Raw genomic sequence first — 23,816 nt, 5'->3', positions numbered from 1 at the left:
GGCCGTCACGCGGCGATCGGGCCATCCTCTATCGTGAGAGTCCGCGGCGCGCCGCCCCCGTAGCCCAACCGGCAGAGGCACACGACTCAAAATCGTGACAGTGTGAGTTCGAATCTCACCGGGGGCACCATCGGGACCCACTGCGCGGCGACCCTTTCCCGAATGGCCGCGCCGGACAAGGCAGTACCGCCGCGCCCCCTCGTACGAGCTCGCGGCGGTACGTGCCCCGACCGGTCAGGCGTCGCTGCCGCCCTTGGACGAATCCGAGCCGCCGGAGTCCGACGAGCCGGACGAGGACGACCCCGCCGAGGATCCCGTCGAGGACCCGGTGGAGGACCCCGTCGACGTGCTGGTCGACTTGGTGGTCGACGAGCCCGTGGTCGACGAGCCGGTGGTCGACGAGCCGGTGGTCGAGGAGCCCGTCGAGGAGCCGGTGGTCGAGGAGCCCGTCGACGAGCCGGTGCTCGTCTTGGTGGTCGACCACGTGCCGGTGGTGCTCGAGCCCGACGTCGAACCGGTGCTCGACTTCGTGGTGTTCTCGGCGTCCGCCGTGCCGCTCGTGACCGAGGTCCCGCTCTTGACCGTGCTGGTCGATTCGGGCTTCGCGGCCGTCGTGGTGTCCGCGTCGGACGCCGAGCCGGCGTCCGCAGTCGCGGTGCCGGCCTTCGTCGATCCGGTCGAGGACGTCACTTCCTCGACGGCAGTGGCGCTTTCGGCGGCGGGCTGGGCCGCGGGCGCTGCCTCGACCGGGATCGCGACGGCCGGCGCGGTGCCGGCCGGCGCGTCGACCGGTGCGGCCGCCTGCTCGGCCGGCGGAGTGGCCTGCTCGGCGGCTGGAGCGGTGACGTCGGACGTGGCGGGGGCCGCGACCTCCGTCGCGGCGTCCCCGGCGGTGTCCGGCTGAACGGTGACGGCCATCTTGGCGGCGGTCGCGCCGGCGGTCTCCGTCGCGGCCAGCGCGGCCACCGGTGCAGCCGTGGCGGCGGGCCGCAGGAAGCCGAACAGGTTGGAGATCGCGTTGACGAAGGACTGGATGAACGAGCCGGGGTTGAAGAAGCTCGAGATCGCCTGCTGGAACGACTGCGCCATCTGCTGGAACGCCGCGAACAGAGCCGCGATGGGGTTCGACGCCGCAGGCGTGCTCGTCGGCGGGACGGGTGTCACGGGGAACGGGTGGGCCGCGATCCAGTCCTTGAGCATGTCGGCCGCCGGCTTCGGAACGCCGAGTGAGGTCCACAGGCCGTACCAGTTCTCCGGGTTGCTCAGGTTGTCCGGATCGAACAGGACGTCGCGGTCGGCGTACAGGAAGACGGGGCCGACCTTGGTGGGGTCGTACTTCTGCCAGTAGTCGAGGAGGTCCTTGATCCACGCCGACTGCTGCTGCGCGGCAGCGCCGGTCGGACCGGCCGAGAGGCCGAACTCGCTGATCCACACCTTCTTGCCGACCAGCATGTTCATGATCGCCTCGAGCTGCTGCTTGGGCGACAGCATGCCGGGCATGCAGGTCGGGCAACCGACGGAGTAGGGCGTGTCGACGACGTACGGGTGAATCGAGAGGGCGTCGAAGAAGTTCGCGGCGCCGTTGTTGAGCATGGCCTGGACGAAGTCCACCGGGTTGACGGTGAGGCCCGGCATGGTCTGCGTGGCGCCGACGGCGCCGGCCACCACGGTCGCGGTCGGGTCGATCTGCTTGAGGATCGGGTAGACCGCCTTCAGCATGTTCGTGTAGGCCACGGGATCGAGGGTGTTGAAGAACGCGCGGTAGTTCGGCTCGTTCCAGATCTCGTAGGCCGAGACGGTGTTCTTGTAACGGTCGGCGAAGTCCTTCATGAAGTCCGCGAATGCCGCGATGGTTGGCTCGTACGGGCCGGGCGGCAGCGTGGCGCCTCCCGCCGACGCCCAGCCGGGCGTGCTGTTGATCTGCGCGAGCACGCCCATGTTGCGCGCCGCGGCGGCGCTCATCACGGTGTCGATGACATCCCACCGGTACCAGTCGTCGGCGAGCGGCTCGATCAAGCCCCACGGCACGAGGACGCGGATGTTGGTGACGCCGATCGCCTGCAGCTGGTCGAGCTGCTGCCCGATTTGCTGCGCGGTCTGGCCGGCCCACGTGGAGAAGTTGACGCCCACCGTGGTCGGCGTGGTGGTGATCTCGGCGACCATGTCGTACTTGGCGGTGGTGAGACGGGGCGGCTCGATGAAGAGGCCGCTGGCGTACGCACTCGCCATCGCTACTGGTAGTGCCGCGATCACGCCACGCGCCGCGATCTTGCGGAGCAGACGCCCCTTCTCTCTTGCCATCGTTCGTTCTCCCTGGAAATTGTCAGGCCCGTCAATCGGGGCAGACGGAATTTACCGCGACGTCAGCAAATTTGCTAACCGACGGCAATAACGGGGAAAAGGTTTGAATTGAGGACGCGGAATTGCCGCATTGTTACCCGCTGGTAGTACGCAATGGCGAAATGCATACCGATGGTTGAAAGGTTGCTGAGAATGCACCAGAACGCATAGGTGGACTTATCACCGCAGCTCACAATGTTCTTTTCACGGCTTGAAGCGATTCGCAGACGATCCACGGCGGCGGCGAAAAGCGAAGCCCGCCATTTCAGTTGCGTGCAATTGATCGAATCGTGATTCGGCATCGAGTGCATCGTGGCAGCCACTGACACCTACCCGTTATGACGCCTGGCAAACACGACGGCGCCGCGACCCGGAAGGGCCGCGGCGCCGCAGGTGCAGGGCTCGAACGGTTAGCCGGCCGATTCCCCCGAGCCGCCGTCGGCGCCGGTGGCGGCTGCACCCGCCGACACCAGACCGGCCTTGGTCCGGCCGCCGGCGTCGTGTCGCCGCGGCGATGATTCGGCTGCGGCGGGCCCACCACTGGCCGCACCGTCCTTCGTCGACGGCTGGGTCCGGCCGGGCTTGGTCGACGTCGCCGGCTTGGCGGAGTCCGGCTTGGCGGAGTCCGGCTTGGAGGAGTCCGAGGGCGCCGACCCGCCTGCGTCCGCGGTGGCACCCGAAGAACCGCCCTTGGCGGGCTTCGTCGCCGATGGGCCCGTTTCACCGGACGGAGCCTTGACGGGCGCTCCCCCGCCACTGCCATCCTTCACCGTGCCCGAACCCGATGCCGCCGAAGACGGCACGGTGGACGCCGGCGTCGATTCGGTGGCGCCGGTCGTTGCAGGCACGCCGGCCGGCGGGGCCGTGGCCTCCGGGGTTGTAGGGGCGGACGTCGCGGGCGCAGGAGTCGCGGCCACCGGGGTCACGGGTTCGGTGACGGCGGGTTCGGCCGTCACCGGTTCGGCGGCAACGGGTTCCGCGGCAACGGGTGGGGCGGCGGCGGAGTCGGCCGCCGGCGTCGCAGCGCCCTCGGCTGCGGTGCCGTCGGCCGCCGTGCCTTCTGTCGCCTTGCCGTCCGCGGTGGCCGGCGTGGCGGCTGCGGACCCCTCGTCCGCGGTCACCGCGCCGTCCGCCGTGGTGGTCGCCGCACCCGCGATGGCCAGCGTGCGGCTCTGCGCCTCCGTCGTGGCCACCTCGGTGTTCGTGACCAGGGTGGTCGCGGGTGCGGGAGCGGCGAACTGGGCGAAGAAGTTCGCGATGGCCTGCGCGATGGCCTTCGCCAGGGCCTGAGCGATGGCGTTCAGCGCCTGGGCGATGGCGTCCGCCGGGTTGGTCGGCGTCCCGGGGTTGCCGGGCGTGCCGGGATCCGTCGGCCCGCCGGGTTGCTGCGGGTGCGCCGCGAGCCAGGCCTTGAGCATCTCGGCGGCGGCCTTCAGGGCGCCCGACTCCGTCCACAATCCGTAGTAGTCATGGGGATTCGTGGGGTTCGCCGCGTTCGGCGTGTCCTGCCCGGTGTAGAGGAAGATGGGCCCGACCTTGTCCGGGTCGTAGGTCTGCCAGTAGTCGAGCAGGTCCTTGATCCATGCCGCCTGATCCGCCTGGGTGAACGGACCGCCAGGAGTGGTCGGCAGGCCGTACTCGCTGATCCACACCTTTTTGCCGGTGACCAGGTTCATGATCGCCTCGACCTGCTCGCGCGGGGTGAGCATGGTCGGCTGGCAGCTCGGGCAACTGGACGAGTACGCACCCTCTTCGCCGTACGGATGCACCGAGAGGGCGTCGAAGTAGTTTCCGGCACCCGCGGCCAGCATGCGCTGCACGAAGGCGACGGGATCGAGGGTGAATGAGGACGTCTGGGTGGTGCCGACGGCGCCGGCGACGACGGTTGCGGTGGGATCGAGGTTCTTGATCACCGGGTACACCGCCTGCAGCAGCGCCGCGTAGGCCTCGGGGTTGATCGGGTTCGAGAACTGCACGTAATTCGGCTCGTTCCAGATCTCGTACGCCGACACCGTGCTCGCGTAGCGGTTGGTGAAGTCGCGCATGAAGTCGGTGAACGCTCCCACGTTCGGAGTGTCCGCACCGAGGGGGAAACCGGGTGCGTTCGGATTGGGGCCTGCCCACAGCGGCGTGGCGTTCACCTCCGCCAGGACGCCCATGTTGCGGGCGGCCGCGGCGTTCATGATGTCGTCGATGTGGCTCCAGTCGTACTGGTTGTCGACCTGCTCGACGAGGCCCCATGGCACGAAGACGCGGATGTTCTGCACGCCGATCGCCTGCATGGCGTCGAGCTGCTGATTGATCTGCTCGAGCGTCTGGCCGTAGAGCGGCGACGTCGCGATGCCGACCGTGTTCGGCGACACGGTGATCTCGGCGACGGGAAGGATGTCGTAGGACGCCAGTCGCGGCGGCGAGACGAAGATGCCGCTGGCATAGGCGCTCGCCATGGCAACCGGGAGGGTGGCGATCACCGATCGCGTGGCGAGGCGGCGGAGCAAGCCGGCCTTCTGCTGGGCCATGTGGACTCCTGTTCGAGGATGAGATTCGTCGGCACCGTCAACGCGGTGGCATCAACCTACTCATGGCACAGCAAATATGTACAGCTATTGATTGGAACTTCTCTTGGACACTTGACACGCGTTGTCAGCGCACTTTGACAGCCGTCAAGAACACGTCACGAACGAACAGTTTTAGCAAATAAATACCGTCGGATCGATCTTGACCTGCGTTGCGTACCGAGAGACCACATGGTCGAGGATCGTTGCACTTCACATGCGCTCGACGGGGGAGCCCAACTACCCTCCGCATCGGAGCCGAAGGGTGCTTGCGACCATGTCGCTGGCTACTGGCTATGACTACCGGTCGGTAGCGAACGGCCGCGCTTGATGAGCAAACATAAATTAACTTACAGGCCAATAAACGAGCAAGGTCGACGGCCGGTGCGAGTTACGCTTATCTCGTGACGATCACGGGCGACCATTCGAGCGCATCCGAATCGGCTTCGGGACCGCTCGGAATGGTGTGCCGCCGACCCGCCGCCCTCGACGCGCACGATGGCGGCCGGATGCGCCACCGGGCCGAGAGTGACCGGCGCCAGCGCGAGGTGCTGGTGGTGACGACACGGATCGGCGCCGCCCTCAGCGCCTTCTTTAGCGTGCAGCAGTTCTTCGTCGTCGACGGGTTCACGTGGCTGCCGATCGTCAACCTCGTCACGGCGGTCGCGTTCCTCGCCATACCGCGCCTGCACCGCTTCGGCGACCTGGTGCCGCCAGTCGCGTTCCTGATGGTGGCCTACACCTCCATCACCTTGTCGGCGGTGTACGTCGGGAGCGGCATCGGCTTGCAGTTCTACTACCTGGTGGCCGCGACCATCGTCGTGCTGATCCTGGGCATCGACCACGTCGGGATGGCGGCGTTCTGGGCGATCCTCGGTGCGGCGACGGTGGTCGCGCTGGAGATGACCGTCGACCACGACACCGGGTTGCAACCGACATGGGCGTTCCGACTGGGCTTCGTCGTCAACACCCTGGCGGCTTGGGTCCTGGTGGTCGCCACGGTGTGGTTCGCCCTTCGCGAGATCGCCCGGGCGGAAGACGCCATGGAGGTGGAGTTCGAGCGGTCCGAGGCGCTGCTCGCCAACATCCTTCCCGTCGCCATCGCCGAGCGGCTCAAGGATCCGGCGCACTCCGTCATTGCCGACAAGTACGACGACGCGTCCATCCTGTTCGCCGACATCGCGGACTACACGGCGCAGGCGAGCGCCACGACGCCCGCGGACCTCGTCCGGTTCCTCGACGCCCTGTACACCGAGTTCGACGGCCTCGTCGACCGGCACGGGTTGGAGAAGATCAAGACGAGCGGCGACTCGTACATGGTCGTCAGTGGCGTGCCCGAGCCCCGGCCCGATCACCTCGCCGCGTTGGCTCGGTGTGCGCTCGACATGGCCGACGCCGTACGCGGCCTGACCGACTCGTCGGGCCGCGCCGTGCACCTACGCATCGGTCTCGCATGCGGGCCGGTGGTGGCGGGTGTGGTCGGCGCTCGGAAGTTCTTCTACGACGTCTGGGGAGACGCCGTCAACGTCGCCTCGCGCATGGAATCGACCGACGAGGCGGGCCGCATCCAGGTCCCGCAGGAGGTCTACGACCGCCTGCGGGACCATTTCACGTTCGACGAGCGCGGCGACGTCGACGTGAAGGGCAAGGGCGTGATGCACACCTGGTTTCTGACCGGGTGCGCCTAGACCTTCCGGTTCTCCGACTTCAACAGCCACGCCAGCTTCTCGAGGCCGTCGATGAGCTGGTGCAGGATGTCGGCGGTACTCGGATCCTCGGCGTCCACCTCGTCGTGGACGGCGCGCAGCGTGTCGACCGTCGCGTAGACACGGGCGGTGACGAGGTCGACGGCCTCCGTCGTGTTCACCTCGTAGGCGGGAAAGCGCGGCAGTGACGTGGTCTCGGCGACGGTGTCCGACCTGCCGTCCGGCACCGAGTCGAGCGCGCGCAGCCGCTCGGCGACGGTGTCGCTGGCGGCGCGGGCGAAGTCGACCACCTCGTCGAGCTGCAGGTGCAGGTCGCGGAAGTTGGTGCCCACCACGTTCCAATGCGCTTGCTTGCCCTGCAGGTGCAACTCGATCAGGTCGACCAGCACGCGCTGTAGGTTGGCGGTCAAGCGGGGCGACGCCTGGAAGCCGAAGCCCTCGGCGTCGTCACGGCGGTTCGTACGGATCTCGGAATCGGTCACGTCTGTGCTCCCTTCGTGTGTGCGGTACAACGCCGGTGACCGGACCCAACATGGCGCCCCGCGTCGTGAGTCGCCTCACACCTCCGAGTCCTGCTGCGACAGCCGCCGTGCGTAGCCGGCGCCCGTACCGAGCAGGACCAGACCGACGACGATGAAGACGGCGACGCGGAACATGCCGTCCAACGTGCCGAGGTCGAACACGAACAGTTTCGCGACCGCTGCGGCCACGACCGTCATGCCGGCCGCCATGGGCAATGACCGGTCGGCGCGGGGCAGGTGCGCCGCCGCCCGCAACGCGGCGGCCGCGAGACCGATCCACGCGGTCGTTGCCACCACGTGCCCGGCGTAGAACCCGTTCCCGCCGCCGAGCCACACCCCTGCGGTGACCGTGAACATCGTGACGGCATACAGCGCAACGACGCCCGATGCCAGCCAGACGAGTCGCGCCACGTCGTCGCGACGGCCGGTCCGGGTGGTCCACGACCACGCCGTCGCCACCGCGCAGGCGACCGCCAGGACGCTACTCACCAGGGTGGACACCGTCCGACCACTGCCGATCTCCAGGCCGTCGAACAGGACGTCGACGGGAGCGGTCGCGACGAACATCGCCCCGCCCACGACGGCGAAGCCCAGCGCGGACCACCACGCCGCCGGGTGCGCGCGCCCGGCGACCGTGGTGACGACCGCCATCGCCAGCAGGACGGGCCCGGCGACCGGACCGTCGAACGCCGCAGTCACCGCGACGAGCGCTGCCACGGCGGCCAGGCCCGACCAGAGGCGTCGCACGGGCTCTGTCAGGCCCGGGATTCGGCCGCCGGCGAGCACGATCCCGAGGAGGCTCCCGGCGAGCATGGCGGCGAGCGCCGCGGCGGTGACGCGGCCCGTCACCGCGCCGAGCGACAGCACGGGCACCGTCCCGGCGGCGCTCCACGCCGCCACGACGACGGGTCGGCGGTGGGTCGGAAAGGACAGTAGGGCACCGAGGATCGCCAGGACGGCACCGATGCCCGCCGCTCCGGCGAGCCACCCCGCGTCCGCCGACGAGCGATCGACGCCGATCAAAGCGACGAGCAGCGGCACGGTGGCGGTCGCGATCCGGGCGACGTGCAGACCAGTCCACGACCGGCCGAGCTGTATCGGGAGCGACGCCGCGGCGAGGGCCAGCAGGAACCCGACGACGAGCAGCGTCACGCCGTCGCCGACCATGGGCGCGAGGCCAATCAGCGGCACCACGACGAGCATGCCGAGGTGCTCGGAGTTCCACTGCCGCGCAAGGAGTAGACCCGAACCGGCCACCGACGCGGCGACGACGAGTCCCGCTGCAGGCGGCAGGAAGCCGTACACCGCCGTCACCGCGATCACGTCGACGTAGGCCGCCGCGATGCCGGTGGCCGCTAGTGCGATCGCTCCCACCCGGCCGCCCGGCCGGCCATGCAGCCGCCAACCCGCGATGGTGAGGCCCGCGGCCAGCACCGCACCGGCCCCGACCCGAACGCCCGGTGCCAGCAGGCCGGCCTGCGCCGCCAGAACGAGCAGCAGCACCACGCCGACGAGCGTGACCACCACCCCGGCCACGGCCAGCACCTTGCCGATCCAGCCGTCGTTTCGCGTGCCCGGACCGGTGGTCGCGGTCCTCGGCGGCACCGGACCGGTGACCGGCGGCGCGGCCGTCACCGGTGGCGTGGGCGTCATCACCGGCTGTGGCGGCAATGGCGTTGTCGCTGGCGACGGCGGTGGCGACCAGGGCGACACCGGAGGCCCCGCCTGCCACGCCGTCGTCGGACGCTCGGTGACGATGCGCGACAGCGCCTGGAGATCGGCCGACGCGCGGGCCAGATGGCTGGCCAGCACCGCGAAATCATGGGAGAGCCGTCCAATGACGACGTGGTCGGGTTCGGTCATGCCCGCCATGCTGCCGGTGGACGGCACTGCCGCGGATGAGTAGTACTACCGCTTTAGGTGCGTAGTGCGGCTCATTCGTCGAGGCCGTGCTCGATGGCGTAACGCGCGAGTTCGACCCGGTTGGCCACCTGCAGCTTGCGGAACGTCGCCTGCACGTGGTTCTCCACGGTGCGGTGGCTGATCGACAACCTCTCCGCGATCTGCCGCGCCGTCAGTCCCTTGGCGACGTGACGGAGGACCTCCGTCTCCCGCTCGGTGAGGCTGGGCGTCGCAGGTCCGGCGTCCGGCGCTCGCGCGATGCGGCGGTACTCCCCCAGGACCAACCCGGCCAAACCGGGCGTGAAGACCGCCCTCCCCTCGCGCGTCGCGCGAACCGCCTCGGCGAGTTCGACTTTCGAGGCGCTCTTCACCAGGTAACCGGTGGCACCGGCCTTGACGGCCTCCAGGACGTCGTCGCGCTCGTCGGAGGCGGAGAGCACCAGCACCCGAGTCGACGGCGACACCTCCAGCACGGCCGTCGTCGCCTCCACGCCGGTGCCGTCGGCGAGGCGCATGTCCATCACCACGACGTCCGGTCCGACGACCCCGGCACGGCGGCGGGCGGACGCTACCCCGTCGGCCGTCGCGACGACCTCGAACCCCTGCTCGGCGAGGTCGCGCGCGACGGCGTCCCGCCAGATCGGATGGTCGTCGACCACCATGACGGTGCAGCCGTCCTCATCCTCGGCCATCGGCCACCCCCTCGCGTGGAACGGTGAACTCCCACTCGGTGCCGTCACCGGGTGCGGTGGTGAGCACCGCGGTGCCGCCGAGTGCTTCCAACCGCCCGACGATGGCCGCCGCGACGCCGAGCCGCCCCTCGGCCCGGGCCTGCTCGAGGCGGCCCACGGGAATGCCGTGACCGTCGTCGCGAATGCTGATCACCACGGCGTCGTCGACGTCCTCGAGCAGCACGAAGGCGCGCGCGCCGGCGCCGGCGTGAGCGGCGACGTTGTCGAGCGCGTTGCCGACCGCGGCGTCGATCTCGGCGGCGATTCCCGCGGGGAGGACCACCGGGGTCGCGGGCAGGCTGACGGAGACCGTGTCCGACGCGCGGGCCCGTAACAGGGCGGCGAGATCGGCATGCGCTCCCGGCGGGCCGTCCTGCCAGCCACTGACCAGACGTCGCAGCGCGCGTTCCTGCTCGCCGGCGAGATCGGCGAGTTCGGCTGCGACACCGCCGATCTCGCGGCCCCGCCGCGCCACCAGTGCGAGCACCTGGATGGCGCCGTCGTGCACCTCCCGGGAGAGGCGTTCGCGCTCGGAGACCAGGGCCGCCAGCCGGGTGGCCCGTTCCAGCTCGGCGTGCGCGCGGCGGGCGGTGAGCGCCGCCATGCCGACTGCTAGGCCCACTGCCAGCTCGATGACGATCGTGGCGTTGCGGCCGAGGTTCAGGCTCACCGAGCCCTTGAGCGCGGCCACGGCGGCCATGACCACCAGGCCCGCGGCCATGCCGAGGACCGGGCCGCGCAGGACGGCGGCCGAGATCGTCGCATTGGTGGCCCACAGCGTGGTCGGCCAGGACTGGTTGTCGGCGATCCACCGGTCGGAGGCCACCACGTCGGTGGACAGGATCAGCGCCACGGCCACCGCCAGCTCCGCAGCCACCCAGGCGGGGCGGCGACCGACGCCCTGCAGGTAGGCCCAGCCGCATGCGGCGCTCCAGGCCAGCAGCACGCCGAACAGCGCCCACGCGAGTCCGCGCCGAGCCAGGTCGTCGTTGACGGCGACCTGGAAGTAGAGCGCGTAGCCGCAACTGAGCAACCGGAAGCCCTGCGCGGCCCGCCACAGCGGGGCTGCCGGGTCGGGCGAGGCCGTCGTCGGGGTCACGTCGGGGCCGCGCACCGCAGCCGACCTACATCACCTTGGACAGGAACGCCTTGGTGCGGTCGTGCTTCGGATCGCTCATCACCTCGCGGGGGTTGCCGCGCTCGACCACCACGCCGGCGTCCATGAACACCAACTCGTCGGCGACCTCGCGGGCGAACCCCATCTCGTGGGTGACGACGAGCATCGTCATGCCCTCACCGGCCAGCTGCTTCATCACCGCGAGCACCTCGCCGACGAGTTCGGGGTCGAGCGCGGACGTCGGCTCGTCGAACAGCATCAGCTTGGGTTCCATGGCGAGCGCCCGCGCGATGGCGACGCGCTGTTGCTGGCCGCCGGACAGCTGCGCGGGATAGGCGTCGGCCTTGGCCGACAGACCGACGCGGTCGAGCAGCTCGCGTGCCTTGGCCACCGCGGCGTCGCGCTTGATGCCCTTCACCTGCATCGGGGCCTCGACGACGTTCTCCAGGGCGGTGCGGTGCGGGAACAGGTTGAAGTGCTGGAACACCATGCCGATGTCGCGGCGCTGCCGAGCGGCGTCCTTCGGACGCATCTCGTGCAGCTTGCCGCCGCGCTCCCGGTAGCCGACCAACTCGCCGTCGACGTAGAGGCGTCCCGCGTTGACCTGTTCGAGGTGGTTGATGCAGCGCAGGAACGTCGACTTGCCCGAGCCCGACGGTCCCACGATGCACAGCACCTTGCCGCGACCGACCTCCAGGCTCACGCCCTTGAGCACGTCGAGAGCACCGAAGTTCTTGCAGACCTGTTCGGCGCGCACCATCGGTGTCACGGGTGCACCTCTCCCATCTGCGCCTTGGCGAGCGCCTCGAGCTGCTTGGGTGTCAGCTTGCGCGACGAACCGCGAGCGTAGTACCGCTCCAGGTAGTACTGCCCCACCATCAAGACGCTGGTGACGACGAGGTACCAGGTGGAGGCCACCAGCAGCAGGGGCACCGGGTCGAAGATGCGGGCGGCGACCTCGCGGGTGGCGATGCTGTACACGTCGAACGCGTACGGCACGGCGGTCACCAGCGAGGTGGTCTTCAGCATGCTGATGACCTCGTTGCCGGTGGGCGGGATGATCACGCGCATCGCCTGGGGCAGCACGGTGCGGCGCATGGCCAGACCCCAGGACATGCCGAGCGCCGTCGACGCCTCCATCTGCCCCTCGGGTACCGAGCTGATGCCCGCGCGGATGATCTCCGCCATGTATGCGGCCTCGTTCAGGGCGAGCCCCAGCATGGCGAGCAGGAACGGGATCGACAGCGACTGCAGGTCGAGGGTGAAGAACGTCGGCCCGAACGGCACGCCCAGCTGGATCTTCGAGTAGATGACGGGAATCAGGCCCCAGAAGGCCAGCTGCACGTACACCGGTGTGCCACGGAAGATCCACAGGTACACCCACGACACCGAACGGAACACCGGGTTCGGCGACAGCCGCATCACCGACAACACGATGCCGAGAACGATGGCGATCACCATCGAGTACACCGTCAGCTGCAGGGTGTTGAACACCCCGAGCAGGATGCGTTCGTTGAAGAGGTACTCGCCGTAGGTCTTCCACCCGTAGGCCGGGTTGGTGGCCGCCCCGTAGAGGAACAGCCCGACGAGGACGATGATGACGCCCGCCGCCACCCACCGCCACGGGTGCCGCAGCGGAACGGCATCGATGGTGGCGGGACGATCGGATGGCGACGGAGCGTCAGCGGTCATCGAGTGGGTCAGCTGATCGCGCCGTTGATGACCGGCTTGTCGATCATGCCGTTCTCGACGCCCCAGTTCGACGCGATGGTCTTGTAGTCACCGGACTCGATGAGGTGCTCGAGCGCCTTCTGCAGGGACTGCGCCAGCGGCGAGCCCTTCTTGACCGGCCAGCCGTAGGGCGCCGAGTCGAAGATGTCGCCGGCCTGCTCGAGCTTGCCGTTGCTCTGCTTGATGGCGTACGAGGTCACCGGCGAGTCCGCCGACATGGCGTCGGCCTGACCGAGCACGACGGCGTTGGTCGCGGCGTCCTGACCGTCGAAGGGCAGGATCGTGATGGCGGGCTTGCCCGCGTCGGTGCACGCCTTGCTCTTGGCGGGCAGCTCGTCGGTCTCCTGCGTGGTGGTCGCCTGCACCGCGACCTTCTTGCCGCACGCGTCGGTCGGGTTGATGTTCGCCCCCGGCTTGGCCGCCCAGCTGGTGCCCGCGGAGAAGTAGGTCACGAAGTCGACGGACTGCTCGCGTTCCTTGGTGTCGGTGAACGACGACATGCCGACGTTGAACTGGCCGCCCTGGATGGACGGGATGATCTTCGCGAAGTCCGCCTCGCGGTACTCCGCGGTGAGCCCCAGCGTCGAGGCGATCGCGTTCATCAGGTCGACGTCGAACCCGACGATCTTGCCGCTCTCGTCCTTGAACTCGTTGGGCGCGTAAGGGATGTTCACGCCGACGATCAGCTTGCCGGAGGACTTGATGTCCTCGGGGACGGTGTTGGCGATCTCGTCGACCTTGCTGGCGTTGGCCGCGGTCGTGCTCGTCGACGGTCCGGACCCCTCGTTGCTCGACGAACACCCGGAAACGACCAGGGCGCCGGCCGCGGCGAACACCGCTGCGAGACGCCACATCTTCCCACCTGACACGAAAAGCCTCATCTTCCTTCGTCGGGTCGTTCCCGTCCCGTCCAACCGGAGCAGGTTAACGACCGTGGACCGGGCACGCATGGCCGGTAACGGAACATTAATAAAGCATCGACGCCGCGGCAGGCGAACGAAACCCTTGGCTCGTCATCGCCGTTCTGGCGTCCCTCCTCTCGGACGGCCGCGCCCGCACCGCCGCCGCGACCGCCGGAGGCGGGTCAGGCGCTGAGGAGATCGGACCGCACCATGATGCAGTCCGTCTCGACCAGTCTGGGGAAGTGTCCCTCGTTGTTCGGCACCAGGGCGCTCAACTGAAAGCCGCATTCCTCGTAGGTGGTGATCGCATCGCGGAAGTCGACGGAATCGCCGTAGATCTTCTTGACGGACAACTCGCTCTGCAATCCGACGAATCGACGTACCGCATCACGCGCAGACGTCACGATCTGGACGTCGAATCCCTGGGTATCGAGTTTGAGGAACGGGCGCCGGAATGCGTAATGCGAACTCAGCCGCTCGAGGGTCGTCGCGAGATTCTCGGTCTTCACGGTGACGCTCTTGGTGATCGTGTTCTTCTTGGCGAAGATGTCGACCTCGTCGTGGCGAGGTGTACTCAAGGAGCTGAACTGCGACGCCTTCATGACGTTGAAGGTCGCCGTGCCGTCGGACGCCCCGATCGCCAAATCCTCGACGACCCAATCGGATTTGCCACGTGCGCTCCGGCGAAGCGCGGCGGCCGCGTCCGGGTTGGGCTCGAAGGAGATCACCAGCCCGGTGAATTTCACCTTTTCCCGCAGCATGCGCGCGTACTGTCCGACGTTCGCCCCCACGTCGAACACGCAGTCGACCGCATAGTGGTCGAACAATTGGCGAAGATGAGCGACTTCCCACTCTTCGTACAAATTCTTCTTGACCGTGGCAGGACGACGACGAATCCACCCCATGGCGGGAAATGCTATCTGCGGGAGCGTCAATGCGCGTGTCTTCGCGCGCATTCGAGTCATTCATCCCGCTGGCATCGCATTTCGGCGCGCCCGCGTCGTTTCCTTCGGTCGGTTCGCACCGGCCCGGGTACCGGGATGTGCGTCATCCGCTGTGACACACTGCGGGCATGACCAACCCCGAGGTTCCGAGCCTGCTGCCCCACCTGTGGAAGTCCGCGGTCGTGTCCGGCGTGCTGGCCGTCGCCCTCGGCGTCGCCGTCGTCGCGTGGCCCAACATCTCCATCGCGGTGGCAGCCATCTTCTTCGGCGCCTACCTGCTGATCACCGGCATCGAACAGGTGATCTTCGCGTTCAGCCTGCACGTCGCCGCGGGCGGTCGGGTGCTGCTGTTCATCAGCGGAGCGGCGTCCCTCATCCTCGCGGTGCTGGCGTTCCGGCACCTCTACGACGCGGTGCTGCTGCTGGCGATCTGGGTGGCGATCGGCTTCATCTTCCGTGGCGTCGCCACCACGGTCTCGGCCATCAGCGATCCGACGCTGCCGGGTCGCGGCTGGAACGTGTTCGTGGGCGTCGTCAGCCTCGTCGCCGGCGTCGTCGTCCTCGCCTCCCCCTTTACGTCACTGGAGACCCTGGCCCTCGTCGTCGGCATCGGACTGATCTTCATCGGCCTGATGCAGGTGGTCGCGGGCTTCGGCATCCGGCGCACGTCGCAGGCGCTGTCCGCGGGGCCTACGGGAACGCCTTCGGGAACGCCCGCGGGGACGCACCCGGTGACGACCGAGGCCGGGACGCCTCCGGCGGAGGCGGCCACGGAGACACCGCGGACGGAGCCGTAGCGCCGGTCTGACTACTGGCTCACATCTGCTTGGGCTTCCCCCAACCCGCTACTACGCTTTGTCGTAGATGGGTCGTAGATCAATGGGGATCAGGGACTCTCAGCCCGAGAGATGGTGCACATGGACGCGCTCGACGTGTCACGGTGGCAGTTCGGCATCACGACCGTCTACCACTTCCTCTTCGTCCCGCTGACCATCGGCCTGGCCCCGCTCATCGCGGTCATGCAGACCGTCTGGGTGTGCACCGGCAACACCGCCTGGTACCGCCTCACCAAGTTCTTCGGCAAGCTCTTCCTGATCAACTTCGCCCTCGGCGTCGCCACCGGCGTCGTGCAGGAGTTCCAGTTCGGGATGAACTGGAGCGAGTACTCCCGCTTCGTCGGTGACGTCTTCGGCGCGCCGCTGGCCATGGAGGGCCTCGTCGCGTTCTTCTTCGAGTCGACGTTCCTCGGCCTGTGGATCTTCGGCTGGACCCGGCTGCCCCGCCTCGTGCACCTGGCCTGCATCTGGGTGGTCGCCCTCGCGGTCAACGCGTCGGCCTTCTTCATCATCGCCGCCAACTCCTGGATGCAACATCCGGTGGGCGCCGTCGTCAATCCCACCACCGGTCGGGCCGAGCTGACGAGCATCGTCGCGCTGTTCACCAACAACACCGCCGTCGCCGCCTTCACGCACGCCGTCGCCGGAGCGTTCCTCACCGCGGGCACCTTCGTCGCCGGTGTCTGCGCCTGGTGGCTGATCCGGGCACGCGACGGCGTCGAGTCCCGCACGATGTACCGGCCGGCGACCATCCTGGGCTGTCTGGTGGCGCTGGTGTCCGCGGGCGCGCTCGCCTACACCGGTGACGTGCAGGGCAAGCTGATGTTCGAACAGCAGCCCATGAAGATGGCGTCCGCGGAGTCGTTGTGCCACACCGCAACCGATCCCGACTTCTCCTTCCTCACCGTCGGCACCCACAACAACTGCGACAGCGTCACCCACGTCATCGAGGTGCCGTACATCCTGCCCTTCCTGGCGAAGGGGCAGTTCGAGGGCGTGACGCTCGAGGGCGTCGTCGACCTGCAGAAGCGTTACGAGCAGCAGCTCGGCCCGGGCGACTACCGGCCCAACCTCTTCGTCACCTACTGGGCCTTCCGCGCGATGATCGGCCTGCTGGCCCTGCCGGCGCTGTTCGCCGTCGTCGCGCTGTGGCTCACCCGCGGTGGACGCATCCCGAAGCAGCGCTGGTTCGCCACCGCCGGACTGCTCGTCCTGCCCACGCCGTTCCTGGCCAACAGTGCCGGCTGGGTGTTCACCGAGATGGGGCGGCAGCCGTGGGTCGTGGTGCCCAATCCGGACGGCAATCCCGACCTGCGGCTCACGGTCGCCCAGGGCGTCTCCGACCACTCCGTGGGCATGGTGCTGACGTCGTTGGTCGTCTTCACCACCATCTACGCGGTGCTCGCCGTCATCTGGTTCTGGTTGATGCGTCGATACGTGGCGCAGGGACCGCTCGAGCACGACGCCGAACCCGCGCCGCCCACTCCGCCGGACGACGCCACCGTCGCGCCGCTGTCCTTCGCCTACTGAACCCGGGAGGGGTCATGGCACTGTCCGACTTCTGGTTCCTCGTCCTCGCCGTGCTGTTCGGTGGCTTCTTCGTCCTGGAGGGCTTCGACTTCGGCGTCGGCATGCTCATGCGCTTCTTCGGCCGCACGGCCGGCGCGGATCGCGAACGTCACCAACGTGCCGTGCTGAACACCATCGGCCCCGTCTGGGACGGTAACGAGGTGTGGCTGATCACCGCGGGTGGGGCGATGTTCGCGGCGTTCCCCGCCATGTACGCCACGCTGTTCTCCGGGCTCTATCTGCCGCTGCTCGCCATCCTGTTCGGGATGATCGTGCGCATCTGCGCCATCGAGTGGCGCGGCAAGGTCGACGACCCGCAGTGGCGGCGCTGGGCCGACGCCGCGATCGCCACCGGGTCGTGGCTGCCTGCGGTGCTCTGGGGCGTCGCCTTCGCCGCGCTGCTGCGCGGGCTGCCCGTCGACGCAGACGCCCAGATCCATCTCGGCCTCGGCGACCTGATCAACCCGTACACCGTTCTCGGCGGCGCGACGACCGCCGGGCTGTTCGCCTTCCACGGCGCGGTGTTCGTCCGGCTCAAGACCGAGGGCACCGTGCGCAGCGAGGCGACGCGCTTCGCGGCGCTGCTCGGCATCCCGGTGACGGCCGCCGTCGCAAGCTTCGGACTGTGGACCCAGCTGGCCCACGGCAAGGACTGGACGTGGCTGGTGCTCGGCGTCGCCGTGATCGCCCAACTGTCCGCGGTGCTGCTGGCATGGAGCCGTGGTGGGGACGGCTGGGCGTTCGCGTGCACCACGGCGGTGGTCACGGCCGTGGTCGTGCTGCTCTTCGGGTCCCTCTACCCGAACGTCATCCCGTCCAGCCTGGACTCGGCCTGGAGTCTGACCGTGGCCAACGCGTCGTCGTCTCCCTACACGCTGACGATCATGTCGTGGGCCGCGGCGATCGTGACGCCCCTGGTGATCGTCTACCAGGGTTGGACCTATTGGGTGTTCCGGCAACGCATCTCGGCCGAGCGCATCCCCGACCCGATCGGGCTTCCCCGCCGGGCGCCGGACCCGGCGGCACCGTGAACGCGCTGCGCCGGTCGGCGGCGATGCGCCGTTACGTCGCCGTCTCCGTGGTGCTGGGCGTCGTGATCGCCGCAACGGCCATCGCGGTGGCCATCGTGCTCGCGCACGTCGTCGCCGGCGTCATCACCGACCCGGACACCCGCACGGTCGACCACTGGACACCGGCACTGGCGGTGCTGGCGGCCCTGTGGTCGGTCCGTGCCGCGGCGCAGTGGGCGCAGACCCGACTCGGCCAGCACGGTGCCACCGCGGTGATCGCCGAGACCGGCCGCACCCTGCTGCAGGGGGTGACGGCGCTGCCACCGCGCGACCTGCAGGCCACACGGGACCGCGCCGCCGTGCTGCTCACCCGAGGACTGGACGGCCTGCGGCCCTACCTGGTCCGGTTCCTGCCCGCGGTCGTCCTGGCCGCCGTCGTGACACCCGGCGCGGTGGTCGCCATGGCGGTGCACGACGTGCAGGCCGCCGTGATCGTCGTGATCGCCCTCCCCCTGGTGCCGCTGTTCATGGTGCTCATCGGCCTGGTCACCCGCGACCGCTCCGCCGCGGCGCTCACCGCCCTGGGCACACTGCAGGCGCGGTTGCTGGACCTGGCCGCCGGCCTGCCGACGCTGCGCGCCCTCGGTCGCGCGGACGGCGCCGCCCCGCGGATCGCGGACGTCGCTGCGGCACAGCGTCATTCGGCCATGGCGACACTACGCATCGCGTTCCTGTCGTCGTTCGTGCTGGAGTTGCTCGCCACGCTCGGCGTCGCGCTCGTCGCGGTGAGCGTCGGGCTGCGCCTGGTGTTCGGCGACATCGCACTGGCCGACGCGCTCACCGCTCTGCTGCTGGCCCCGGAGGTGTTCTGGCCGCTGCGACGCGTCGGCGCCGAGTTCCACGCCGCCCAGGACGGCAAGACCGCCGCCACCGACGCGTCGGATCTGCTCGACGCGCTCCCGAAGCCACCGCGAGGGTCCCGCCGCGTCACCGCGCGCGGCGCCGAGATCCGCCTGGCGGGGCTCGGCGTGTCCGGACGCGACGGCGACGCACCGCACGACCTGACCGCGGTGCTCGCGCCCGGGGCCGTGACGGTGCTGACCGGACCCAACGGCGCGGGCAAGAGCACGGTGCTGCAGGCCATCCTGGGGCTGACACCGCCGACCGCCGGCCGCGTGTCGGTGGCCGGCGTCGACGTCGCGGACCTCGCCGCCGACGCCTGGTTCGCCCAGGTGGCGTGGTTGCCGCAGCGTCCGATGCTGGTGCCCGGCACCGTGCGCCACAACCTGCACCTGCTCGGCGCCGTCGAGGACGTCGAGACGGCCTGTCGGGCTGCGGGTTTCGACGACGTCGTGCGATCACTGCCCCGCGGGTGGGACACCGAGCTCGGCAGCGGCGGCGTCGGGATGTCCCTCGGACAGCGTCAGCGCCTGGGCCTGGCCCGCACGCTGGGCTCGTCGGCGCCGGTGCTGCTGCTCGACGAGCCGACCGCGCACCTCGACGCCGAGTCCGAGGCGCGCGTGCTGCGCGCCCTGGTGGCGCGGGCCCGCGCGGGTGACACCGTCGTCGTGGTCGGGCACCGCCCGGAGGTCCTCGCCGTCGCCGACCGGATCGTGGAGGTGCGAGGTGCCCACCTCGTCGCTCACTGACGACGTCGCCGCCGCCGTGGCACTGCTCCGACCGCGGGCACCGCGACTGTTGGCGGCGATCGGCCTCGGCGTGGTGTCGCTCGGCAGCGCGCTGGCCCTGGCGGGCGTGGCCGCCTGGCTCATCGCCCGGGCCTGGCAGATGCCGCCGATCCTGGACCTGACCGTGGCGGTCGTCGCGGTGCGGGCACTCGGCATCGCCCGCGGCGTCCTCGGCTACTGCGAGCGCCTCGCCACCCACGACGTCGCGCTGCGCGCCGCGGGGCAGGCCCGCGTCACGTTGTACCGACGGCTCGCGGGCGCGCATCCGGACGCGGTGCTGCGCTGGCGCAGCGGCGATCTGACGGCGCGCCTCGGAGCCACCGTGGACGACCTGGCCGACGTCCTGGTCCGCGCGGTGCTGCCGATCGCCGTCGCCAGTGTCCTCGGCGTGGCCGCGGTCGTCGCCGTCGCGGTGATCGCACCGGCCGCGGGCGCGGTGCTGGCCGCCGGGCTGCTCGTCGCCGGTGTCCTCGCGCCGTGGCTCACCGCCCGCGCCGCGGCCGCCGAGGAGCGCGTCGCCGTCGCCCACCGCGCCGCGCGCGACGCCGCAACGCTGCTGGCGCTCGAGCACGCGCCCGAACTGCGGGTCGCCGGGCGCCTCGATGCCGTGGTGGTCGACGCCGACCGACGGCAGCGCGCGTGGGGCGCCGCGGCGGACCGTGCCGCCCGGCTGACCGCGGTGGCCTCCGCCGTCCCGACGCTGGCGCTCGGCGCGGGCGTCCTCGCCGCGGTGTACTCCGCCATCGCGCTCGGCGCCTCGGTGGCGCCGACGACGGCCGCCATCCTGATGCTGCTGCCGCTGTCGTCCTTCGAGGCGACCACCGCCCTGCCCGCCGCCGGGGTGCACCTGATGCGTGCCCGCATCGCGCTGCGCCAGCTCGACGAGGTGACCGCCGATCCCGGCGGCCGCAACCGGCCGGCGGTGGCCGTCCCGACGGTGCGGGCGGGTGAGCGGCTGGTGATCGTCGGTCCGAGCGGGGCGGGCAAGACCACGACACTGCTCGCGATCGCCGCGGAGCACGCTGCGGCGGCGGGGTTCTTCGGCGAGGACGCGCACCTGTTCGCGACAACGGTGCGGGACAACCTCAAGGTGGCGCGCGGCGACGTCACCGACGCCGAGGCGGTCGCCGCGCTCGCGGCGGTCGGTCTGGCTGATTGGCTGGCCGACCTGCCCGACGGTCTCGACACCGTGCTCACCGGTGGCGCCGAGGCCGTATCGGGTGGTCAGCGCCGCCGGCTGCTGCTCGCCCGGGCCGTGGTTTCGACGTTCCCGGTGGTCCTACTCGACGAACCGACCGAGCACCTCGCCGCCGACGACGCCGACCGGGTGCTCCGCGAACTGCTGCGGCCGGGCGGTCTCTTCGCCGCCGACCGCGCAGTCGTGGTGGCCACCCATCACCTCCCGCCGGGCGTCGACTGCCCCGTCGTGACGGTCGGCGCCGACGAGTACGCTCGGCTCCGATGACCGGCTATCCGGGCGGATATCCCCCACCGCCGCAGGACCCCTACTCGGGTTACCCGGCGGGCCCGTACCCGTACGGTCCGCCGCCGAGACCGCGCAACGGTCTGGGCCTGACGGCGTTGATCCTTGGCATCGCCGGTCTGCTCGCCTTCTGGTCGATCGCCGGCGGCGTGCTGCTCGGCGTGGCCGCCGTCGTCCTGGGTCTGATCGGGCGGGGCCGGGCGCGACGAGGTGAGGCGACCAACGGCGGCGTCGCGGTGGCGGGCGCGGTGCTCGGCGCGCTGGCCATCGTGCTGTCCCTGGCCTTCATCGCCGTGTGGGCGGGCGTCTTCGATGCGGTGGGCGGCGACGACTACCTGGAGTGCGTGTCGCGCGCGGGCACCGACCAGCAGGCGCTCGACGGGTGCATCGACCAGCTCACCGACCGCGTCGACGCGACGTTGCGCCCGTCACCGACGCCGTAGCGCCAAGGCGGGACTCAGCGCGCCGGGAAGTGCTTGACGATGCCCTCCTGCACGACGGTCGCGAGCATCCGGCCCGACTCGTCGAAGAAGTGTCCGGTGCCGAGCCCCCGCGAGTCCGCCGCCACTGGGGACGTCGTCGAATACAGCACCCAGTCGTCGAAGTGGATCGGCCGGTGGAACCACACCGAATGGTTGATCGTCACCGCGAAGATCCGGTCGAAACCCCACGACAGTCCGTGCGTGGTGATGATCGAGTCGAGGACGGTGGTGTCCGACGAGTACACCAGCGCCGCGGCGTGCAGCACCGGATCGTCGGGCATGGTGCCGCGCGCCGTCATCCACACCCGGTTGTGCTCGAGCCGGCCGCCCTTGCCGCGCATCACCCACGACGGGTCGTTGGTGTAGCGCCATTCGATCGGCTTGAGCGCCGCCACGAACAGCGGCACCGTCTCCTCGAATCCGGTGAGCAACTCGTCGATCGTCGGAAGGTCGTGCGGCGCCGCCACTTCGGGCGCGGGCACACCGTGCTCGAGACTCTGCCCGCCGGCGAGGAACGACGCGAACGCCGACACCAGCAGCTGCCCGTCCTGGGTCACGTCGATCCGGCGATTGGCGATCCGGCGCTCGTCGCGCAGCCGGACGACCGTGAACTCGAGGTCGCGTCCCGGATCGCCGCCCGCGATGAAGTGCGCCGAGAGCGCGTTCGGCGGCAACGGGTGCCGAAGCGTCCGGCTGGCCGCGACGAAGGCCTGCGCCATCATCTGGCCGCCGAACGTCCGCACCGGGTTCTTGCTGGGGTGCGCGCCGACGAAGGCGTCCGGGCCCGTGGGACGGAGATCGAGGACCGCCAGTAGCTCGTGGAAGTCGCGAGTCGCGTCCGGCGACACCCGGGCCTCCGTTCCGCCGTCAGGCGTGGTCGTCCTCCCCGATCCGGTGCACGTGGATCAGGTTGGTCGAGCCTACTGTGCCCGGAGGCGCGCCCGCGACGATGACCACCAGGTCGCCGCGCTTGTACCGGCCGAGCGACAGCAGTGACTCGTCGACCTGGCGGATCATGCCGTCGGTGGTCTGCATGTGCGGGACGATGAACGTCTCGGTGCCCCAGGTCAGTGCCAGCTGGCTGCGCACCTCGGGCAGCGGCGTGAACGCCAGCAGCGGCAGCGGCGTGTGGAGCCGGGCGAGGCGCTTCACGGTGTCGCCGGACTGGGTGAACGCGACGAGCGCCTTGGCGTCGAGCCGCTCGCCGATGTCGCGGGCGGCGTACGAGATGACGCCGCGCTTGGTGCGGGGTACGTGCGTCAGCGGCGGCGCGGCGGTCGAGTTCTCCTCGACCGCGCTGACGATGCGGGCCATGGTGCGGACCGCTTCCAGCGGATACTTGCCGACCGAGGTCTCACCGGAGAGCATCACCGCGTCGGCGCCGTCGAGGACGGCGTTGGCGACGTCGGACGCCTCGGCGCGGGTCGGCCGGGAGTGCTCGATCATCGACTCGAGCATCTGCGTCGCGACGATCACCGGCTTGGCGTTCTCGCGCGCCATCTGGATGGCCCGCTTCTGCACCAGCGGCACCTCCTCGAGCGGCAGTTCGACGCCCAGGTCGCCGCGCGCCACCATGATCGCGTCAAACGCGAGGACCACGGCTTCGAGGTTGGCGATCGCCTCGGGCTTCTCGAGCTTGGCGATGACCGGGACGCGGCGGCCGACGCGGTCCATCACCTCGTGCACCAGTTCGATGTCGGCAGGCGAGCGGACGAACGACAGCGCGACGAGGTCGACGCCCAGGCGCAGCGCGAATTCGAGGTCGTCGATGTCCTTCTCGGACAGCGCCGGAACCGAGACGTTCATGCCGGGCAGTGACAGGCCCTTGTTGTTGCTGACCCGACCGCCCTCGGTGACGGTGCAGACCACGTCGTTGCCGTCGACGTGCTCGACCACGACGCCGACGTTGCCGTCGTCGATGAGCAGCTTGTCCCCGGGTGACGCGTCGTTGGCCAGCTGCTTGTAGGTGGTGGAGACGCGGTCGTGCGTTCCCATGAAGTCCTCGACGGTGATGCGCACCGTCTCCCCGGCCTGCCACAGCGTGGCGCCGGTGGCGAAGCGACCGAGCCGGATCTTCGGCCCCTGCAGGTCGGCGAGGACGCCGACGGCCCGTCCGGTGGCGTCGGACGCCGAGCGGACCCGCCGGTAATTGGCTTCGTGGTCGGAGTAGTCACCGTGGCTGAAGTTGAGCCGGGCGACGTCCATGCCCGCCTCGACGAGGGACTTCACCATCTCGTCGGTGCCGGTCGCAGGGCCGAGGGTACAGACGATCTTTCCGCGTCTAGTCACGTCTGCTGAG

The 23,816-nt window shown here is 69.8% G+C and carries 20 protein-coding genes and 1 tRNA gene; 8 read left to right on the top strand and 13 right to left on the bottom strand.

Annotated features, from left to right (window positions below; genetic code table 11):
- Nucleotides 1–53: 53 nt before the first annotated feature.
- Nucleotides 54–130 (top strand) — tRNA-Leu (locus FZ046_RS19025).
- A gap of 104 nt (nt 131–234) precedes the next feature.
- On the opposite strand, the gene FZ046_RS19020 is transcribed toward FZ046_RS19025, so the two are convergent.
- From FZ046_RS19020 to FZ046_RS19010, 3 genes are all read right to left on the bottom strand, one after another.
- Nucleotides 235–2,301, bottom strand: a complete 2,067-nt coding sequence (locus tag FZ046_RS19020; protein ID WP_149484294.1) for a cellulase family glycosylhydrolase — start codon at nt 2,299–2,301, stop codon at nt 235–237.
- A 74-nt stretch (nt 2,302–2,375) separates the two neighbouring features.
- Nucleotides 2,376–2,642, bottom strand: a complete 267-nt coding sequence (locus tag FZ046_RS19015; protein WP_125939846.1) for a hypothetical protein — start codon at nt 2,640–2,642, stop codon at nt 2,376–2,378.
- A gap of 108 nt (nt 2,643–2,750) precedes the next feature.
- The gene (locus tag FZ046_RS19010) at nt 2,751–4,859 is read right to left on the bottom strand and encodes a glycoside hydrolase family 5 protein (protein WP_070356013.1); all 2,109 of its coding nucleotides are present in this window, start codon (nt 4,857–4,859) and stop codon (nt 2,751–2,753) included.
- Between the two features lie 545 nt (nt 4,860–5,404).
- Between FZ046_RS19010 and FZ046_RS19005 the strand changes: the two genes are divergently transcribed.
- Nucleotides 5,405–6,583 carry an adenylate/guanylate cyclase domain-containing protein gene (locus FZ046_RS19005; RefSeq protein WP_070356020.1) on the top strand — a complete coding sequence of 393 codons (1,179 nt, stop codon included), beginning with the start codon at nt 5,405–5,407 and terminating at the stop codon, nt 6,581–6,583.
- On the opposite strand, the gene FZ046_RS19000 is transcribed toward FZ046_RS19005, so the two are convergent.
- From FZ046_RS19000 to FZ046_RS18965, 8 genes are all read right to left on the bottom strand, one after another.
- Entirely contained in the window at nt 6,580–7,068 is a 489-nt protein-coding gene (locus FZ046_RS19000; RefSeq protein ID WP_070356019.1) for a Dps family protein, read from the bottom strand. The two genes, FZ046_RS19005 and FZ046_RS19000, sit on opposite strands and share 4 nt — an antisense overlap.
- A 90-nt stretch (nt 7,069–7,158) precedes the next feature.
- Nucleotides 7,159–8,985 (bottom strand): DUF2339 domain-containing protein, encoded by a 1,827-nt coding sequence (locus FZ046_RS18995; protein ID WP_070356021.1) that lies wholly within the window; start codon nt 8,983–8,985, stop codon nt 7,159–7,161.
- 71 nt (nt 8,986–9,056) lie between these two features.
- Nucleotides 9,057–9,716: a response regulator gene (locus FZ046_RS18990; RefSeq protein WP_070356014.1), complete on the bottom strand. Its 660-nt coding sequence runs from the start codon at nt 9,714–9,716 to the stop codon at nt 9,057–9,059.
- Complete coding sequence (gene macS / locus FZ046_RS18985) at nt 9,703–10,869, bottom strand: MacS family sensor histidine kinase (protein ID WP_246182816.1); 1,167 nt, start codon at nt 10,867–10,869, stop codon at nt 9,703–9,705. The genes FZ046_RS18990 and macS overlap by 14 nt, the downstream gene beginning before the upstream one ends.
- A gap of 10 nt (nt 10,870–10,879) precedes the next feature.
- Complete coding sequence (locus FZ046_RS18980) at nt 10,880–11,632, bottom strand: amino acid ABC transporter ATP-binding protein (RefSeq protein WP_070356023.1); 753 nt, start codon at nt 11,630–11,632, stop codon at nt 10,880–10,882.
- A 5-nt stretch (nt 11,633–11,637) separates the two neighbouring features.
- Nucleotides 11,638–12,564 carry an amino acid ABC transporter permease gene (locus tag FZ046_RS18975; RefSeq protein WP_070356015.1) on the bottom strand — a complete coding sequence of 309 codons (927 nt, stop codon included), beginning with the start codon at nt 12,562–12,564 and terminating at the stop codon, nt 11,638–11,640.
- Between the two features lie 8 nt (nt 12,565–12,572).
- Nucleotides 12,573–13,457 (bottom strand): ABC transporter substrate-binding protein, encoded by an 885-nt coding sequence (locus FZ046_RS18970; protein WP_070356016.1) that lies wholly within the window; start codon nt 13,455–13,457, stop codon nt 12,573–12,575.
- A gap of 230 nt (nt 13,458–13,687) precedes the next feature.
- Nucleotides 13,688–14,410 carry an FkbM family methyltransferase gene (locus tag FZ046_RS18965; protein ID WP_070356017.1) on the bottom strand — a complete coding sequence of 241 codons (723 nt, stop codon included), beginning with the start codon at nt 14,408–14,410 and terminating at the stop codon, nt 13,688–13,690.
- Between the two features lie 167 nt (nt 14,411–14,577).
- Here FZ046_RS18965 and FZ046_RS18960 point away from each other — a divergent pair, with 167 nt between their 5' ends.
- The 6 genes from FZ046_RS18960 to FZ046_RS18935 all read left to right on the top strand — a co-directional run bounded on the left by FZ046_RS18960 (nt 14,578) and on the right by FZ046_RS18935 (nt 21,478).
- Entirely contained in the window at nt 14,578–15,246 is a 669-nt protein-coding gene (locus FZ046_RS18960) for an HdeD family acid-resistance protein (RefSeq protein WP_083298568.1), read from the top strand.
- A gap of 120 nt (nt 15,247–15,366) precedes the next feature.
- Complete coding sequence (locus FZ046_RS18955) at nt 15,367–16,815, top strand: cytochrome ubiquinol oxidase subunit I (RefSeq protein WP_070356024.1); 1,449 nt, start codon at nt 15,367–15,369, stop codon at nt 16,813–16,815.
- A gap of 14 nt (nt 16,816–16,829) precedes the next feature.
- Nucleotides 16,830–17,885, top strand: a complete 1,056-nt coding sequence (gene cydB / locus FZ046_RS18950; protein WP_070356018.1) for a cytochrome d ubiquinol oxidase subunit II — start codon at nt 16,830–16,832, stop codon at nt 17,883–17,885.
- 23 nt (nt 17,886–17,908) lie between these two features.
- Nucleotides 17,909–19,513, top strand: coding sequence for a thiol reductant ABC exporter subunit CydD (gene cydD, locus FZ046_RS18945; RefSeq protein ID WP_070356025.1), 1,605 nt, complete (start codon nt 17,909–17,911; stop codon nt 19,511–19,513).
- Nucleotides 19,491–21,017 carry an ATP-binding cassette domain-containing protein gene (locus tag FZ046_RS18940; protein ID WP_211372249.1) on the top strand — a complete coding sequence of 509 codons (1,527 nt, stop codon included), beginning with the start codon at nt 19,491–19,493 and terminating at the stop codon, nt 21,015–21,017. Before cydD ends, FZ046_RS18940 begins: the two co-directional genes overlap by 23 nt.
- A complete protein-coding gene (locus tag FZ046_RS18935; RefSeq protein WP_070355924.1) occupies nt 21,014–21,478 on the top strand; it encodes a DUF4190 domain-containing protein in 465 nt (154 codons plus the stop codon). Before FZ046_RS18940 ends, FZ046_RS18935 begins: the two co-directional genes overlap by 4 nt.
- 14 nt (nt 21,479–21,492) lie before the next feature.
- Here the strand turns inward: FZ046_RS18935 and FZ046_RS18930 are convergent, their stop codons facing one another.
- Together FZ046_RS18930 and pyk are read right to left on the bottom strand one after the other, a co-directional pair.
- Nucleotides 21,493–22,365 (bottom strand): acyl-CoA thioesterase II, encoded by an 873-nt coding sequence (locus FZ046_RS18930; RefSeq protein ID WP_070355925.1) that lies wholly within the window; start codon nt 22,363–22,365, stop codon nt 21,493–21,495.
- A 19-nt stretch (nt 22,366–22,384) separates the two neighbouring features.
- Nucleotides 22,385–23,806 (bottom strand): pyruvate kinase, encoded by a 1,422-nt coding sequence (pyk, locus tag FZ046_RS18925; RefSeq protein ID WP_070355926.1) that lies wholly within the window; start codon nt 23,804–23,806, stop codon nt 22,385–22,387.
- Nucleotides 23,807–23,816: the final 10 nt, after the last annotated feature.

The sequence above is a fragment of the Mycolicibacterium grossiae genome, assembly GCF_008329645.1.
In the GTDB taxonomy this organism is placed as follows: Bacteria; Actinomycetota; Actinomycetes; order Mycobacteriales; family Mycobacteriaceae; genus Mycobacterium; species Mycobacterium grossiae.
Note: the sequence above shows the minus strand (reverse complement) of the source record. Positions and strands in the feature narration are given on the sequence as shown.